This is a genomic window from Pseudobutyrivibrio ruminis, from assembly GCF_015057245.1.
Lineage (GTDB): Bacteria > Bacillota > Clostridia > Lachnospirales > Lachnospiraceae > Pseudobutyrivibrio > Pseudobutyrivibrio ruminis_E.
In genome coordinates this window covers 15,896-31,638 of record NZ_SVET01000007.1, presented here as the reverse complement: position 1 = coordinate 31,638, position 15,743 = coordinate 15,896, and the positions used below count along the sequence as shown (strand labels likewise).

The following is a 15,743-nucleotide window of genomic DNA, read 5'->3' as shown; positions in this document are numbered from 1 at the left end:
TATCATAAATATTCTTTATTTCATCTTCCCACTATTAACAATATAAATACCCGCACTTACAAGCGCCAGCGCCACCAATGATTTCCACGAAATATTTTCCCACTCTCTCAGGAAAATGGCTGATAGCAGCGCGCCAAAGATTGGATTCGTAAATCCGTATACGGTAACGGTAGAAAATGGATTGTACTTCAGCAAAAGTCCCCACACTGAATAGGCAACTGATGAAACCAAAGCTAGGTATACTATCAAAAGAATTCCCTGGCCGGATGATTGGTGAAGTCTACCGCCGCCTGCCAAGCCAACTGCTATCATCACTATGCCGCCGATGATAAACTGGTATCCGCTAAGTGTTACCGGGTTCTCATGCTGAGAATACTCCTTTATCAGCACTGAAGATACGGCATAGGATACAGATGCAATGAGGATGAATCCTTCACCATTAAAAGCGATGCCAGTTCCGATGCTGCCGCTGCTCAAACTTACAAGGATTACTCCGATTGCTCCAAGGATGCATCCTGTCAATTTGCTGACTGTCATGTGCTCCTGCTTTTTCACCAGGCATGCCAGCAGGATTGCAAAGAATGTGCTCATTCCATTAATGATTGATGCGTTGACTCCTGAAGCATGTGCCAGGCCTATATAAAAGAAAAAGTACTGCAATATGGTTTGAAAAATGCTAAGTGTGCATATCATTTTCCATGAGCTTGCCTTTGGTACTAAAACCTTCTTCTGTGAAATGCTTCCAAAGATTACCGCCAGCACTCCTGCAAGCGAAAATCTAATTCCTGCAAATAAAATCTGTGACATTGAATCTGCTGCATCCACTCCGAAAATACGATATCCGATTTTGATGCTAGGGAATGCGCTGCCCCATAGCAAGCAACAAACTATAGCTAAAGCACAAACAACATATTTATTACTAAGTGATACTTTATTTTTCTTTATTGATTCCAATTAACAATTTCTCTCTTTAATCATTTTTCTTTTTCAAATACTCTTCCCCGCTTAAAAAGATGACTGCACAAAAAGTGCAGCCTTATTCTTATAATTCATTATATTTCTTATTGCTTCCCTTGGACTTCTCCACTGGATACTTTGCCTCGTTCTTGTCCATCTTCGCATTTACGATTTCATCCTCATCAAGGCCCAGCTTATCAAGCATGTTTCTGCAATACACGATTACATCTGCAAGCTCTTCCTTCACATGGTTGATATCGTAATCATCGTCGCTCCACTGGAAGCACTCAAGCAATTCATTTGCTTCGATGGAAATAGACTTTGCCAAGTTTGCTGGTGAGTGGAACTGGTCCCAATCACGATCTATTGTCATTTTTCTTATACGATCTATAGTTTCCTGTGTCATAACATATCCCTTTTCTTGTGTTTTCTAACAATGCTAGTATAGCACAGTGGTACTTTTTATGGCACTCTATTTTCTTATCCATCCCTTCAAAAAAGGAGCCTCCAACGGAGACTCCCTAAAATCATATCTTCTATGAAGCTGCCTGCTCAGAATCCTCATCCTCAGCATCAGCAACCTGGTTCTTTGATGCAATAACCTCAACAACTACCTGGTCAGCGTTTGTGGTTACATCAACTTTCTTGTTCTTTGAAATAGCAAGATCTGCAACAGTTACTGTATCACCAAGTCTCAGTGAGCTGCAGTCTATTTCAATCTTCTCAACTACATCTTCGGCCTTTGCTTTGTATGCTACCTCCGAAACGAGCTGCTCTAAAACACCTTCTGTAACAGCTTCCTTGTTTTCAAGAACAACTTCTGCTGTTGCGTGGATAACCTCGCCCTTAACAAGCTCCTGGAAATCCATCTCTACAATCTGATGCTTAGCTGCATCATAGTGTAGTTCCTTAAGTAACACATTGTACTTCTTTCCTTCCAAATCCAGAGTCATCTGAGTGTGCTTGCTCTTTCTGAGCGCCTCAGCCTCTTTAACCTCGAACTGGAGTGGGATTGATTGTTCGATATCCTTACCGAACAGGTTACCTGTAACGTAGCCTTCTCTTCTCAACCTCTTTGCCTTCTTTTCCATGTCACGTCTTTGTACTCTGTAAGTATCCATTTGTCTCTTCCTCCTAAAATACAAATATTTGAGCAGGGAAATTTGCGGAATGTCGATATTCAATTGGCGTTTCGTTTGTTTCTCGTGTTCGACTCTGTTATAGTCCTCTTTTATTAAATAGTCAAGTGTTACTTGTTACTTCTCCTTTTAGGAAAACATTCTCTTTCCAATCAGTCTTAATTGGATGCAGTAATTCTTGTTTCACAAAATAACCCAGGTTCTGCCTTGTACACTCCAATATATCACACGCTTCTGTCGTATTTATAACACAGTGTTTTGCAAATGCATCGAAAACCTTTGCATATATCGGTAAAACCACTCCGTTTTCAACCAGGATACGCTTTTCTACAAATATATTGCCATTAAAGGTTATCCCATATCCGCCAGAATCAACTGTGAGACTTGACATCAGTCTCTCATTTTTGATAACCGAATAAAGCTTAGGCACCTCATCAATGCACTTAGTTAAATCCACCTCCATCGATGTGTCGTTTTTCAAAAGGCATATTATTCTTCCATCCATGTATGGAAAACTTTCATAAATATTATCAGCCTGCCTTGCTACAAGCCATTCAGGTATCTCCTCTTCTTTTACATCCTTTAAATAGCATGAATCCTGAGAAGATTTTCCTCTACTGAGCCACAGCAATTTACATTCATCATATTTAGTGAGCTTTGCATTCTTAAGAATCATTCCAATATTCTGTCTGCCAGATGGAATTACCCTTTCTTCGACCCATAGTTTTGCGTACTGATGCGGAATAGTAAATATTCCTTTCTTTACAAACGAAGCAAATAACAATGGGGCATTCCATTCATCCAAACATTCACAAAGCTCTATTATAAAATGATTTGAACGCTCATAATACAACAACATTCCTATTGGATTGTTTTTGTCTATTTCATCATCATGAATTGCAAATACTCTCATAATAACACCACCTTTTATAAAGCATATTCCAAATCTTTTCCATATGCTCAACGGATAAAACCCGATTCAAATCTTTGAAAAGCACTTCCTTTGTGTCTAAAGCAATACTGTTTGAAAACAAATTTTTCTTATCTTTTATCAAATCAAGATTTTCAAGTGTCGACCTGCCGCCAATGAAGTTTTGACATTTTCTATCTACATCAATATCAAACTCAGCAATTTCTTTTTCACTAAAACATGAACATAAGAAAGACAACCCATGGTCAAACAAAGGCGCTATTCTAAGCGTTTTTTTTCTGGCATTTCTGAGAACCTCTATGTTTGCACCATGTCTATCTCGATTCATGATCAAATAATCTACAGCAAGCATAGTATCGATATAGCCCTGCCATCCATTCTGAACACAAAAATCGTAGTGGCTCGTTTTTGCTTCACTATTAACCTGATAATAGTTGTCTAGTGCAACCTTTGTTTCTCCTGGCTCTTTAAAATCCTCAGAAGCACAAAGCCATGTTTCATAAATATGACCATCAATATCAACATCTGCATGTATAAGCTGATAATGCAAATGTTCCACTCCAAGTATCGTCAGCAATCTATCTACAATAATTTCATTTACACACTCGTGCCCAACAATACCTTTTTCACTATCAAAATTGGAAAGCTTATAATAAACTTTTTTCCCATGCACTCGCTCTGAAGCTTTCAAAAATGTTCCGGCTGTACCACTAGATGACCTAGTATGAGACCATTGAAGATGAGTCATATCTTGTTTATCTAGGATTATCTTTGTATCCATACTGTCGTCCTCCTAAATATAAAATAGCATCTTATTTGTCGCACGTCAAATAAGATGCTATTTTTCATTATTTTTCTACAAGCAAACCTTTCTGGCAAAATCCAGTCCCTCAGGATCTTCCTGGGCAATAATTAGCGGTCTGCTGCCCTTTATATCTAGCAGATAATCTATGGTCTTTTGCTTGGTGTCAGCGTCCATCCCTTCAAATGGAGAATCCAGCACTATAAAATCCGCTGGTGTAAACAAGGCCTTTACAAGCTCCACCAACCTGCGCTCTGGCACAGATAATTCCGACACTGGAATGCTCTGCCTAGCTGGCTCTATAAAGCGGGTCAGTTCCTCTATGGCTCTTCCTTTGCTGGCCCATCTGTGCGCCTTCTTTACATTCCAGATGGCATCCTTCTTCAGATTTAGCTGGCCATCCTGGGAAACATATGCGCTTTGTAAAGTAGGATACTTGTAATCTCCCATCCTACACACTTTTCCCTCATCCGGTTTCTCCATCCCCATAAAGATTTTAAGAGCTGTAGTCTTGCCTGACCCCTTAGGCCCAACAAATGCATAGCATCTGCCATCTTCTATTTCCACATTAAGATTCTCCAGAACCTTGTTACCATCATATGATTTGCTAATGTTTTCTAGTATGATTGTCATTTTGTTTAACCCCATCTCATTATTTTCGACCTAACTTACTAAATTTTACCACAAATCAGTATCAGTAACGAATGTCTATGTGATGTATTCATCAAACGATTAGAGGACCTTATTCAATTTTTCCTCAAGAGCAGCCTTTGGCATTGCGCCAAGGGCGCTGTCTACTAGCTTACCATCTTTGACGATTGCAAAAAATGGAATGCTTCTCACATTGAATTGACTAGCTAGTTCTGGCTGCTCATCTACATTGACCTTGCCAACTTTTGCTCTTCCATCATATTCTTCTGAAATCTTTTTCACTGCTGGCCCCATCATTTTGCATGGCATGCACCAGTTTGCGTAAAAGTCTATAAGAACAGGCTTGTCACTGTTTAATACTTCCGAATTAAAGTTATCTGATGTAAATACATATTCCATAATCGTACCTCACTATTCTAATCATCTTTCTTTTAATCAGCTGATAAGAACATTATATGTGGTACGGAAATTATATCAAGTACGCAAAAATAACTTGCTTAGTCAGAAAAACCTGACTAAGTAAGCTTATCTTTATTGATTTTTCCCTCGGAAATCATTTTTGATACCCAAAGCTTGAGCGATTCCACAGTCAAATCGATTTGCTCAAGTTGCTTTTGAATCGCAAGAAAATCATCAATTTCATCATCAGAGATTATACCGTCGGCAGTGATATCAATGAAACGCTCTTTCTGATTGTTGAGAGAATTCAACGCGGACAACATACCAAGTACAATCTCAGGCAGAGATGACATCTTCACCTCAGGGACTGTTTCCTGGCCGATTTTACACTGATGAGTGCAGTAATAGTTGCATAAATCCTGGCGCTTGTATGCGTTTGCCAAATCCACAACATCTTCCGGATAGATTGCAACCTTACCAGTTTCGATTTTTTCAAGACGACTTTCTGTCATCGAACCTATCAATTCGCTAGCCTGAACTCTTGTAAGTCCAGCTTCCTCACGAGCCTTGAAATATACACTTTTGTCTTCTCTAATTGATTTTCTTCCCATCAGTATCATCCTCCTATTTAAAATCATTATATCTATTTTGCTAAAAAAGAAAAATAGCATATATTGATTTGCCAAAATAGTGATATATTAGTAAGAAATATAAATGTAAAATCTAAGTAAGAAATCAAACAAACCACTTATTTATAGAAAGGGAAGGTACTTAATATGAACGGAAAAAGATTATACAAAAGCAACAATAAAAAGATTTGTGGCGTTTGCGCCGGAATCGCAGAATACTTTGATGTAGATCCAACACTTGTAAGATTGATTTGGGCAGCAGTTACACTTGCAGGTGGAAGCGGAATTATCATCTACATCGTTGCAGCTCTTGTAATGGATGATAATCCAGTAGACGTTGTATAACAAAGGAGGCATTGTTATGTCAGTTTTATTTGGAATTTTATTTTTCATGGTTTTTGGAAAGATGATTGGTTTAGCTTTTAGAGCTACATGGGGCATTTTTAAAATTATGCTTTATATCGTCTTCTTACCATTGTTTTTGTTAGCACTTGTATTTGGCGGATTGATGTATTTGGCTTTGCCAATACTAATCGCAGTAGGTGTGATTTCACTGATTGCAGGTGCAGTTGATTAACTACAAAATCTTTATTGAACTAAAAAAGGCACTGTAACCAGTGCCCTTTTTACTTTCATATTTTAAACATTTCTCTTACTTCAGCTGGAGTCATAGGCTCCATACCTTTTTCTTTTACTAAATCTACTGCAGCTTTAACAATTTCTGCATTTGTCTTTGCCACTTTGTTCCATGACAAATGGTGTGAGTCTTCAAATCCAACTCTGAGAGAATGTGCACCATTATCCAGTGCATACCCCATCATATCCCAATCTTTTCTATGTGCTTGGGTATATCCCCAACGAACATCATCTTCATCAAATAATTCATATAGATATGATTTCATATGATGAAATGCTTCTTTTGTAGCAGGCATTTCGCCTCCGTGACCAAACACCAATGCAAAGCAAATAGGTTTTGTAAAATTAAACTTTTTATCTAACTCCTTAACTGTATTTACCATACCTAATTCAAACACCTCAATCTCCGGTCTTTTATTATTCTTGAGGATTTTATCAACGCAGTACTCTACATCGTTTATTGGGTTTTGGTAAACCGCTTCTCCCAGATTGACTGAGCCAACATTTAAACTTGTTGCCTCAACATATGAAGCATAACATGGTTGGCATCTTTCTTCTATGGTCAAATCTGACACTCCACCAGTGGAGATTTCTATCACAATGTCACAGGCTTCTTTAATGTATTCAACAGTCTCCTGCAAAAGTGACATATCAGGTGTGAGCCTTCCATGCTCATCTCTAACATGTAAATGAACCATCGATGCTCCCAACTTATAGCATTCTATTACATCGTCTGCTATAGCTCTAGCATCATAACTAGTATCAGCCGCATCCACAGGTGCAACCGAAATCATAACTTTATTCATTTGATACCTCACGTTATTTCCAGTATTTGTAATGATTCATAACTGTCTCTACTACCTTATCTGCCTCCTTCTTTTCAACTACCTCTAACATTTGACGGTGCAAACTTATAAATTCATCTGTTTGCCCATCAGATATTATTTTTTCAATCGTGGCTCTTCTTGAAGGGAGCGTAAGACGAGTTATATAATCGGTAATCGTTATTAATTGTGGATTGTTTGCTTTTTCTACTAGAATAGAATGAAATTTTCTGTCTAGTTCCAAAAGCGTATCTATATCAGGATTCTCTTCACAAAGCTCTGCTTCCATTTGTAGCAGTACTTTTCTCACATCATTGAATTTTTCGTCCTTATTAATTTCATTGATTATATACTGCAAAGTTCCTATATCAATTACGAACCTTAAATCCACAAAATCATGCCAACTATTCTTCTTGAGAATAATGCTATAAAGCATAGGGTCTAACATCTTGTGATTATAGTTTTCAGATACGAAAGTCCCATCTGCGCGCTTTATATATAATATTCCATTAGCCTCTAACTTTTTTATTGCCTCACGCACCGAATTTCTTCCTGCTCCGAAACGCTTACACAATTCAGGTTCCGTTGGAATTTTATCTCCAGGGTTGAGTCGTCCCTCTATAATGTCGGAAATAATACCATCCAAAACCATATCTACTACAGATACTTTATTGTTCTCATTCATCCCCATTAATTAATACTCCTATGCTTTTTCTTTATAGTATACTTCTTTAGCTATTTCATCAGCAAGCCTGGCGCGGTTATTAGCCATGGGCATGCAATGAAAAGAATTATGCATAATAGCGTTGCGAATAAAAATGGACATAGTTTAGGGAACACTTCTCCAACCTTTAGATTCATCAAATCGCATGCTACATATATACACATTCCAACAGGTGGCGTAACTAGGCCAACTCCTATTACTACAGTAATTAACACACTCATTACTATTGGATCAATTCCTACATTTGTTGCAATTGGATATAGTATAGGCATAAACAATGTCAAAGTAGCAATTGACTCCATGAACATTGTAACAATGAAGAATATTAGAAGAATCATAATAAGGATGATAGTTGGATTTGTTGTAAATCCAAGCATCTTACCTGCAAGCCACTTATCAAATCCTGCAGTAGTAAGCATTACTGTATAAAGCTTTGCAGCTGCTATTACAATAAAGATTTTTCCACTGGTCTTTACTGTCTCTACCATTGCAAATTTTATATCTTCCCATTTAAGTTCTTTGTAAATAATTCCCCCTGCAAAAAGACCATATACAACTGCTATTACACCAGCCTCAGTTGGACTAACGATACCCGTTATAATTGTTCCTACAATGATAATTGGCATTAATAGTGCTGGTAAACTTCCTATAAATCCCTTTCCTACTTCTTTAATCGAAAACTTTCCAGGTTCCTTTGGTACGCCCTCTTTTTTTGCAATAAAATATGACACTACCATTTGTGCAAGTCCCAGAATTATTCCTGGTAAAATTCCTCCTAAAAACAGCTTTCCTGTTGATATACCACAGATTCCAGCAATTACAACCATAGGAATTGAAGGAGGAATGATAATACCTATAGTTGAAGATATTGCCGTTACAGATGTTGTAAATTTTTTTGAATATCCTTTCTTCACCATCTCTGGCATAAACATTCCAGAAACACCTGCTGTGTCTGCTACAGCAGATCCTGATATTCCTGCGAATATCATTGAAGACAAGACATTCACGTGGGCTAAACCACCTGTGATATGACCAACTATTGAATAGCAGAAATCCATCAAACGTTTTGAAATACCACCCTTGCTCATGGTAAACCCAGCAAAGGTATATAGAGGAATAGCTAATAATGTAAAGCTGTTCATTCCCTCAAAGGCTCTCTGAGAAACCGTAACAATATTTCCACCGCCCATAAAAAGTATGCCACCGATTGCTGATAAACCAAGTGCCATCGCAATAGGCACACCCATAAATAACAAAACAAAAAATGATATTAATAGCCAAGCAATCATGCCTATTCTCCCCCCTTCTCATTATCTAGTATCACTATAATAATGTTTATCACTGAAGCCACCGCACATATTATTCCAGCAATTGGAAACATTATATATACCTGTCCCATTGTAAAAGAAGGCATTGTAGAAATAGCTTGTTTTGCTTTGGATGCAAGCATCCATCCGCTATATGCAATTGCTAAGTAGAATAATGTAATAAAAATTCCTCTGATAACCTTAACAACTTTTGTCGCCAACTTATTATTTGCAACTAAGGAATCTAGCACTTCTACTTTTAAGTGTGTTCCTGTAACTGTAATTTGAGCACCAATTAAAAGCATTGCCCAAACATTTAGGTACTGGCTTGATTCCATATACCACTTGAATCCGCCAATCCCTGGTATATAACGTAAAACAACATTAACAAATAGTATGATTATCATAGCAGCTGTCATTACCGAAGAAATGACAATTGATATCTTTTCCATCCACTCTTTCGCTTTTATCATGACATTACTCCTTTTATATAGGGCAGCTATTGCTGCCCTACATTTATACGTAATCTATTAATTATCTTGATGCCTTCCAAGACTCCAACTCTGTTAATAAATCACCGTATGTTGAAGCATTGTCTGTAAGAACTGATTCTGTAGCTTCTGCGAATGGTTCGAGATCTGGATAATTAATCTTCATTCCTGCTGCTTCTAGTTCTGCTACCAAGTCTTCTGTCTGCTGTTTGTTTAACTCTCTATCATAATCTGCAGAAGATTTTGCCGCTGCCTCAACAATTTCCTGTTCCTCTGCTGATAATTTCTGCCATGTGCTTTCAGCAATTGTGAAGCACATACCTGAGTAAATATGATTTGTAACTGATAAATATTCCTGTACCTCGTACAAATTGTTATTGTAAATTACTGGAATAGGATTTTCCTGTGCATCATATGTGCCCTGCTGTAATGCCTGATATAACTCAGCGAATGATAAAGGCTGAGGATTTGCTCCAAGCGCTGTCATTGTAGACATAATAACAGGATTCTCTGGGGTACGAATTAGTAATCCTTTCATATCATCTGGTGATTCGATAGGCCCCTTACTATTTGTAACACAACGGAAACCATTACAATAATGAGCCAGTACTCTCATGTTCTGATCTATAAGTCCAGCTTCTGCCTCTGCTTCTATGTCACTATCCATAAATGCCCAGGCTTCATCAAAATCTTCAAACTGGAATGGCAATGCTGAGATTCCCATCAATGGCTCATATGTTGCAAAGTTTGATGCATCAGTGATAATGACATCTACTGTACCTGAATCCAATGAAATTGAATTTATTAAATCTGCATCTCCACCAAGCTGTCCTGATGGATATAATTCAACTGTAACAGCTCCTCCTGTTTTTTCTTCAACTTCTTCCTTAAACTGAGTAGCTGCTTTAGCTCTAGGATCCTCCTCGTTTGTTGAGAATCCTAATTTAATTGTAACCTCTGGCATATCGCCACTTGCTTCACTTTCAGATGTAGTTGTATCGCTTGTCCCTGCTTCTGCAGTAGTGCCAGAATTTGAACCACAAGCCATTAAAGATAACCCCATTGTTGCAACAACTATTAAAGATAATAATTTTTTATGCATAACTTTTCTCCTTTATTTAACCCCATTCATTTCACACTGTTACTCTGCTATACAACCTTTTTTTATTAGTGCCTTCTTCAATTCTTTTGCTCCAAAACGAGGACTTGAAACAACTTTTACCCCAAATAATTTTTCAATATATTCCTCGCAGTACGCCATGCTTCCCTGTGCAAAAACAATTACGTCAACCTTGTCTGCTATTTGTTTAGCTGAATCAGCCATTCTTTGTTTAAACTCTTCTTGATTTAAACCAAAAGCTCCTTCTACCAAGCAGTCCACCAGCTCAACATGTTTTCCACATTCACGGCTCATTCTTTTAATAGTATTCTTTGTAGGTTCTAATGTTGTTGGCAAAGTTGCCATAACCCCTACTCGAGTGCCACTTCTCACCGCATCTCGACACATTTCTTCATCTACCCTTACAATAGGGACTCCAATATAATTAGCTACATCCTGTGCGCTATCCGCGACCTCCCCAACTGATGAGCAAAGATTAATAATTGCATCGCATCCCTCTTGTGCTGCCTGCATATACATTGTTATAAGTCTAGCAGCTGCATTTGTTGTTACATACCCTGCATCTCGAGTATCTGCAAGAATCGATGGGTCTTGAATGCTATACAGTTCCACATCCTCACCTAATTGCTTTTTTACCTCTTCTTCTACGAGTTCAATTAGCTCTGGCGTAGTACTTGTATATACCAGTCCTACTTTCATTGATTATTATTCTCCTTTCTTTTTAACTTGCTATTGAACATCCTATGTTTGCTTAATTCAATTCTTACACATTATCACATTTGTGTAAATTAGCAAAAACAAATAAGAAAACATCCTATGTTTTGTTAATTGATTACAAAACATAGGATGTTACATCTTTACTATTAAATTAAAGTTGACACTGCTTCTTTTAAAGTGTTTTCAGCCCCAACATTTCCAGGGAAAATCACATACGGAATATCCGCAAACTTTGATTCATTTCCTGTTTTCCACACAGGAACTCCTGGCTGTATTTGCCCCATCACTATAGCCTTTTTTACTTGTAATGCCTTGATTCCTACGTCGCTTGAGGTAATTCCTCCCTTTGCAACAATAAAGGATGGTTTTACCGTTAATCTGCCAACACAGTCCTTTAACGCATCACTTATTTTTATCGATCTTAGTAAGGCCTCCTCTGGGGTATCATTATCTACTTTAAGCAAGTTTCGCTTTGTAGAAACACACACAGTAATCCCTTTTTTCAAGAGCTCTTCTTCCTTACATAGGATGTTGTCTACCTCTTTCTCAAGTGCTCCTGATTCTAAGACTAAATCTGAATCCATCTCTATGAATTCAATACCTTTTATTCCCTTTAATTTTTCCAATTGTGCAGTAGTCTTTTTTGTATGACTTCCTACAACTATTATCCCACCAGCAGAATTATCAGATGAACGCAATTCTTCTCTAGTGAGTATTGGTTTGTCACTTACATTACCAATAGCTTTAACTAGTGCAGCTGCGCATCGTATAACAAAATGTTTCCCCTTTTTCATTGCTCGATACAACGCAATTGCAAAAACTTCTACATCCTCATCACTTATCGCATTAACAATTATTTTGTTAAAATCTTTAGAATCCATAAGTATCGCTTCTATTTCATCGTACTTACAGTTTTTCAATTGTTCCAAAGAAATAGATTTACATGAATTTGCAGTGAATGCTCCTTTTGTCTTTTCTTCCACATATTCACATAGATTGCTCTTTGCATATCCAAAAGTTTCATCCTTAGCGAATTCGGTTTGTGCTGCTGGTACAAGCTCATTACCATATTTTACATAATGAACATCGTTAATTGTGAACCGTCCGCCCTCTTTGAAATAAGGACATATAATTTCTCCATCAATGGCTACGCCATTTTCCTCTGAAACTTCTTTTAGCAATTGTGTTTCTAAAGGATAATGACCTCTTAAAGTAGAATCTCCACGAGATATAATTATATAATCACAGTTGAATTCCTTCGCTACTTTATTAACATTTTCTGCGATTTCTATATGTGCTTTCCGTGTTTGTTCCTCGGTAAATCCACGTGAATTTGTCAGTATGAAGAAAAGACGATTATTCTCTGAAAAACCCTCGCGAATGCTTTCTATACTCCAGTTTGTATAAACTGAAACATCATGAACCGTTTGAACGCCAGTAGGATCATCATCCAAAACAACTATTTTTATATTTGCTGACAAAAACTCATCTGCCAATAGTTTATCAATTGTCGTTCTATCAGGATTTGTAAAAGAGTCCAAAATATCAGCACTTATTATTTTTTCATTCATACACTTCTCCTATTCAAAAAGAACCTGTGCAATTAAAACCAAAGGTTCTTTTCCTGTTTGAGCTATCTCATGAGTATCTCCAGGTTGAGCAACTATTATATCTCCTGCCTCAAGCTCTTGAGTAACACCATTAATAATATGTTTGGCTCTTCCTGAGATTATAACCATACTTTCCATCTCACCCTCATGAGTATGTTTACCTATAGTAACTCCAGGATTAAGAGTATGACGTACATAAGCTCTACCCTTATTAAGCATTTCATCCGAACCTTCAAGAAGACGTTCCATCATGACAGTACCTTCGCCTCCCATACAATGCTCAATAGGGGTAGGTGAAATACTATTTCGCTTTCGTATTATCATCCCACCTTACCTCACTATATTTAATTATTAGCAAGCAATGGATGTTCTTTTCTTCAGTATAAACATCCTACGTTTATACTTCAACTATATTTTTTATATTTACTCACGTATCAATAGCAAAGCTTTACTGCCTGCCAAAAACTATATCTTATAGATAGTAGTCATTTCCTGATTTCTTACTCTCTGGAATCTCTTTTTCATCCCAGATAGTAAGTTTTCTCCACTTTCTTACTATCTAGATTTACTTTTTCGTTTTAGATAGTAAGATTTGTACGCTTTCTTACTCTCTAGATTTGCTTTTTCGTTTCAGATAGTAAATTTTGCCTACTTTCTTACTATCTTAAATAGAATTTTTCTCCCAGATAGTAAGCCAGGCCATTTTTCCTACTGCCTAAATTCAAAATCTCTCCCCAGGCAGTAGTCACGGCCAATTCCACTACTGCCTAAATTCAAAAGTCCTCTCTCAGGCAGTAGTCCCGACCAATTCCACTACTGCCTAAAACCAAAAATCCTCGCACAGGCAGTAGCCACAGCCAATTCCACTACTGCCTAAATTCAAAAATCTCCTCTCAGGCAGTAGTCCCGGCCCGCACAGCCCAAATCAAAACCGGCAGCCAGCCCAAATCAACCCCGCCCCACAAAAAAGAGCCAGCGCAAAAGCACTGGCTCTACAATTCCAATCTCAATGCTAAATAATCCTACCTTACCGCCTTCATATCTCCTCTATCCAGCAGCCTGACAAATATCTCCGCCAGAGCTGGGTCGAACTGGGTGCCGGCGCATCTAAGGATTTCAGCTCGAACTGTTTCATCGTCCAGACGCTTTCTGTACACACGATCGGATGTCATAGCGTCATAGCAGTCCGCCAGGCAAATTATTCTTGCTACAAGTGGAATCTCCGTCTCCTTCAGGCCATCAGGATAGCCTTTGCCGTCGAATCTTTCATGATGATATCTGATTCCATCCTTCAAATCCTGTATTGTTGAATCCATACCATCCATAATGGCCGATCCAATTTCTACATGCTTCTTTATGATTTCATATTCCTCATCGTTTAGCCTCTCAGTTTTGTTAAGGACGCTATCAGGAACACCAATTTTTCCAATATCATGCATGTTGCCAATGTATTTAATGCGCTCAATATCTTCCTCGGTAAAGTCATAATCAGCAGCCATTTCCCTGGCTAGGATAGATGCATAATATCCCACTCTCTCTGAATGACCACCTGTGTATTCATCCTTTGCATCAATTGTACCAGCAATAGTCTTTATGGTATTTACGGTAGCTCTTTCACGCTCCGCTTCACGTAGCTTTGTCTCTGCAGTCCAATCCACAAGAATCTGAACCACGGTTGTAATCATCAAACATACCAAACCAATGCATGCAAATAATCCAAAGGCATGATTTTCAGTAGTATAGAATGCAATTATCTCCATTCCACATGTAGCAAGCATCAAATCCATGCCCACTGCTACTACCCGATATTCTTTTATCCTGCCTATTCGGACATCGTTGACTATTGTGCACACACTCATCAAAAGGCTCAATACCATTATCAGGTGGGCTACTGGTAAACTCTTGAAAAGCTCTACTAATCCTGCAAAATGCAAGGTGAAGTTTAAGGCTATTACAATCGTGCCTACTAGCTCCGCTATAAAATAGAATTTGTGATAATACTTATGCTGAACTTCATCGAAATACATGCAAGCCAGCACTCCCACTAGCTCCATTGATGAATAAGAAAAATACTGAATCATGGTTGTCTTCGCAAAAATCAGCTGGCGTATCATCGATTCCGCAAACATCCAAATCGAGATGTCTATCATAAGCAAGCTCAGATAAAACACCAATCTATAATTCAGATTAGACTTTGAAAAAATAAGTGAAAGCGCAAAAAGAATTATTCCCAGCGATAAAAGCATTTCGGCTGCAAGATTTACCGGGATATTCTGATAGATTACATTGAACCAGACGTTATTTCCATCGCCTAGTTTTATTTCATTTATAATGCCATACACCTTTGCGCGGATTTTGATTGTAATTTCCTTTGATGCATCTTCCGAAGATAGTTTGGTAACCACATATGCACTAGGAATATAGTAGGACATAAATGGAATGGATTCTGTGGAATACTCTGACCTGAGCTTGCCATCTATGTAAACATAAACATCCTCGATGTTTGCGCGAAACATAAGGCTGCTGTTGTCCTGCAAATTATCTGGCAATGTATTTGTTATTACAAAAACTTCTTCTCCATCAAAATCCGTTAAAAATGGCAATTGTATGATTCCCCGTGTACCATCTTCCATTTCTAAAATCCAATCTTGGTTGAAATCCTGGGCTGCAAAAGAGCCCACTGGTGCCTCGTGTGCCACATCCGTGGAAAAAATAGCTACAACATCCATAAAAATAGACATTGCAATGATGGAATAAACACACCATTCCACTAGATTTTCAATCAAGGATTTTTTATGATCCATAC

19 protein-coding genes are annotated in these 15,743 nt (G+C 37.9%); 2 read left to right on the top strand and 17 right to left on the bottom strand.

The features are described from left to right. Positions 1-15 precede the first annotated feature (15 nt). The 8 genes from E7274_RS07660 to E7274_RS07625 form a co-directional block, all read right to left on the bottom strand. A complete protein-coding gene (locus E7274_RS07660; protein WP_304174997.1) occupies positions 16-954 on the bottom strand; it encodes a DMT family transporter in 939 nt (312 codons plus the stop codon). A gap of 88 nt (positions 955-1,042) precedes the next feature. Next, positions 1,043-1,363 (bottom strand): nucleotide pyrophosphohydrolase, encoded by a 321-nt coding sequence (locus E7274_RS07655; protein WP_304174995.1) that lies wholly within the window; start codon positions 1,361-1,363, stop codon positions 1,043-1,045. Between the two features lie 130 nt (positions 1,364-1,493). Continuing rightward, positions 1,494-2,078: a 50S ribosomal protein L25 gene (locus E7274_RS07650; protein ID WP_304174993.1), complete on the bottom strand. Its 585-nt coding sequence runs from the start codon at positions 2,076-2,078 to the stop codon at positions 1,494-1,496. Between the two features lie 121 nt (positions 2,079-2,199). Then, positions 2,200-3,009, bottom strand: coding sequence for a hypothetical protein (locus E7274_RS07645; protein ID WP_304174991.1), 810 nt, complete (start codon positions 3,007-3,009; stop codon positions 2,200-2,202). Next, on the bottom strand, positions 2,987-3,808 hold the full coding sequence (locus E7274_RS07640) for a hypothetical protein (RefSeq protein ID WP_304174990.1): 822 nt from the start codon (positions 3,806-3,808) through the stop codon (positions 2,987-2,989). Before E7274_RS07640 ends, E7274_RS07645 begins: the two co-directional genes overlap by 23 nt. 75 nt (positions 3,809-3,883) lie before the next feature. Next, a complete protein-coding gene (locus E7274_RS07635) occupies positions 3,884-4,462 on the bottom strand; it encodes an ATP-binding cassette domain-containing protein (RefSeq protein ID WP_304174988.1) in 579 nt (192 codons plus the stop codon). Positions 4,463-4,561: 99 nt separating this feature from the next. After that, positions 4,562-4,879 carry a thioredoxin gene (gene trxA, locus E7274_RS07630; protein WP_090479963.1) on the bottom strand — a complete coding sequence of 106 codons (318 nt, stop codon included), beginning with the start codon at positions 4,877-4,879 and terminating at the stop codon, positions 4,562-4,564. A gap of 116 nt (positions 4,880-4,995) precedes the next feature. Then, on the bottom strand, positions 4,996-5,490 hold the full coding sequence (locus E7274_RS07625; protein WP_304174986.1) for a helix-turn-helix domain-containing protein: 495 nt from the start codon (positions 5,488-5,490) through the stop codon (positions 4,996-4,998). A gap of 165 nt (positions 5,491-5,655) precedes the next feature. Between E7274_RS07625 and E7274_RS07620 the strand changes: the two genes are divergently transcribed. Beyond that, positions 5,656-5,853 (top strand): PspC domain-containing protein, encoded by a 198-nt coding sequence (locus E7274_RS07620; protein WP_090394124.1) that lies wholly within the window; start codon positions 5,656-5,658, stop codon positions 5,851-5,853. Positions 5,854-5,869: 16 nt separating this feature from the next. After that, entirely contained in the window at positions 5,870-6,085 is a 216-nt protein-coding gene (locus E7274_RS07615; RefSeq protein WP_083380679.1) for a hypothetical protein, read from the top strand. A 55-nt stretch (positions 6,086-6,140) separates the two neighbouring features. Here E7274_RS07615 and E7274_RS07610 read toward each other — a convergent pair whose 3' ends face one another. The 9 genes from E7274_RS07610 to E7274_RS07570 form a co-directional block, all read right to left on the bottom strand. Continuing rightward, the gene (locus E7274_RS07610) at positions 6,141-6,950 is read right to left on the bottom strand and encodes a 3-keto-5-aminohexanoate cleavage protein (protein ID WP_090394125.1); all 810 of its coding nucleotides are present in this window, start codon (positions 6,948-6,950) and stop codon (positions 6,141-6,143) included. Positions 6,951-6,963: 13 nt separating this feature from the next. Continuing rightward, positions 6,964-7,659 (bottom strand): FadR/GntR family transcriptional regulator, encoded by a 696-nt coding sequence (locus E7274_RS07605; protein WP_304174984.1) that lies wholly within the window; start codon positions 7,657-7,659, stop codon positions 6,964-6,966. Between the two features lie 44 nt (positions 7,660-7,703). Then, a complete protein-coding gene (locus E7274_RS07600; RefSeq protein WP_304174982.1) occupies positions 7,704-8,981 on the bottom strand; it encodes a TRAP transporter large permease in 1,278 nt (425 codons plus the stop codon). A gap of 2 nt (positions 8,982-8,983) precedes the next feature. Beyond that, on the bottom strand, positions 8,984-9,472 hold the full coding sequence (locus tag E7274_RS07595) for a TRAP transporter small permease (RefSeq protein ID WP_304174980.1): 489 nt from the start codon (positions 9,470-9,472) through the stop codon (positions 8,984-8,986). Positions 9,473-9,533: 61 nt separating this feature from the next. Continuing rightward, the gene (locus E7274_RS07590; protein WP_304174978.1) at positions 9,534-10,592 is read right to left on the bottom strand and encodes a DctP family TRAP transporter solute-binding subunit; all 1,059 of its coding nucleotides are present in this window, start codon (positions 10,590-10,592) and stop codon (positions 9,534-9,536) included. A gap of 39 nt (positions 10,593-10,631) precedes the next feature. Then, positions 10,632-11,309: an aspartate/glutamate racemase family protein gene (locus E7274_RS07585; RefSeq protein ID WP_304174976.1), complete on the bottom strand. Its 678-nt coding sequence runs from the start codon at positions 11,307-11,309 to the stop codon at positions 10,632-10,634. A 164-nt stretch (positions 11,310-11,473) separates the two neighbouring features. Next, a complete protein-coding gene (locus E7274_RS07580; protein WP_442960415.1) occupies positions 11,474-12,886 on the bottom strand; it encodes a four-carbon acid sugar kinase family protein in 1,413 nt (470 codons plus the stop codon). Positions 12,887-12,907: 21 nt separating this feature from the next. Continuing rightward, complete coding sequence (locus E7274_RS07575; protein WP_090394132.1) at positions 12,908-13,261, bottom strand: cupin domain-containing protein; 354 nt, start codon at positions 13,259-13,261, stop codon at positions 12,908-12,910. A gap of 698 nt (positions 13,262-13,959) precedes the next feature. Further along, on the bottom strand, positions 13,960-15,741 hold the full coding sequence (locus tag E7274_RS07570) for an HD-GYP domain-containing protein (RefSeq protein ID WP_304174972.1): 1,782 nt from the start codon (positions 15,739-15,741) through the stop codon (positions 13,960-13,962). Between the last annotated feature and the right edge of the window lie 2 nt (positions 15,742-15,743).

Bases quoted from the DNA above. Each gene is read 5' to 3' on its own strand.
- E7274_RS07655 (WP_304174995.1), bottom strand. From the start codon at position 1,363: ATGACACAGGAAACTATAGATCGTATAAGAAAAATGACAATAGATCGT.
- E7274_RS07595 (WP_304174980.1), bottom strand. From the start codon at position 9,472: ATGATAAAAGCGAAAGAGTGGATGGAAAAGATATCAATTGTCATTTCT.
- E7274_RS07650 (WP_304174993.1), bottom strand. From the start codon at position 2,078: ATGGATACTTACAGAGTACAAAGACGTGACATGGAAAAGAAGGCAAAG.
- E7274_RS07645 (WP_304174991.1), bottom strand. From the start codon at position 3,009: ATGAGAGTATTTGCAATTCATGATGATGAAATAGACAAAAACAATCCA.
- E7274_RS07615 (WP_083380679.1), top strand. From the start codon at position 5,870: ATGTCAGTTTTATTTGGAATTTTATTTTTCATGGTTTTTGGAAAGATG.
- E7274_RS07585 (WP_304174976.1), bottom strand. From the start codon at position 11,309: ATGAAAGTAGGACTGGTATATACAAGTACTACGCCAGAGCTAATTGAA.
- E7274_RS07590 (WP_304174978.1), bottom strand. From the start codon at position 10,592: ATGCATAAAAAATTATTATCTTTAATAGTTGTTGCAACAATGGGGTTA.
- E7274_RS07570 (WP_304174972.1), bottom strand. From the start codon at position 15,741: ATGGATCATAAAAAATCCTTGATTGAAAATCTAGTGGAATGGTGTGTT.
- E7274_RS07620 (WP_090394124.1), top strand. From the start codon at position 5,656: ATGAACGGAAAAAGATTATACAAAAGCAACAATAAAAAGATTTGTGGC.
- trxA (WP_090479963.1), bottom strand. From the start codon at position 4,879: ATGGAATATGTATTTACATCAGATAACTTTAATTCGGAAGTATTAAAC.
- E7274_RS07625 (WP_304174986.1), bottom strand. From the start codon at position 5,490: ATGGGAAGAAAATCAATTAGAGAAGACAAAAGTGTATATTTCAAGGCT.
- E7274_RS07575 (WP_090394132.1), bottom strand. From the start codon at position 13,261: ATGATAATACGAAAGCGAAATAGTATTTCACCTACCCCTATTGAGCAT.
- E7274_RS07635 (WP_304174988.1), bottom strand. From the start codon at position 4,462: ATGACAATCATACTAGAAAACATTAGCAAATCATATGATGGTAACAAG.
- E7274_RS07610 (WP_090394125.1), bottom strand. From the start codon at position 6,950: ATGAATAAAGTTATGATTTCGGTTGCACCTGTGGATGCGGCTGATACT.
- E7274_RS07600 (WP_304174982.1), bottom strand. From the start codon at position 8,981: ATGATTGCTTGGCTATTAATATCATTTTTTGTTTTGTTATTTATGGGT.
- E7274_RS07605 (WP_304174984.1), bottom strand. From the start codon at position 7,659: ATGGGGATGAATGAGAACAATAAAGTATCTGTAGTAGATATGGTTTTG.
- E7274_RS07640 (WP_304174990.1), bottom strand. From the start codon at position 3,808: ATGGATACAAAGATAATCCTAGATAAACAAGATATGACTCATCTTCAA.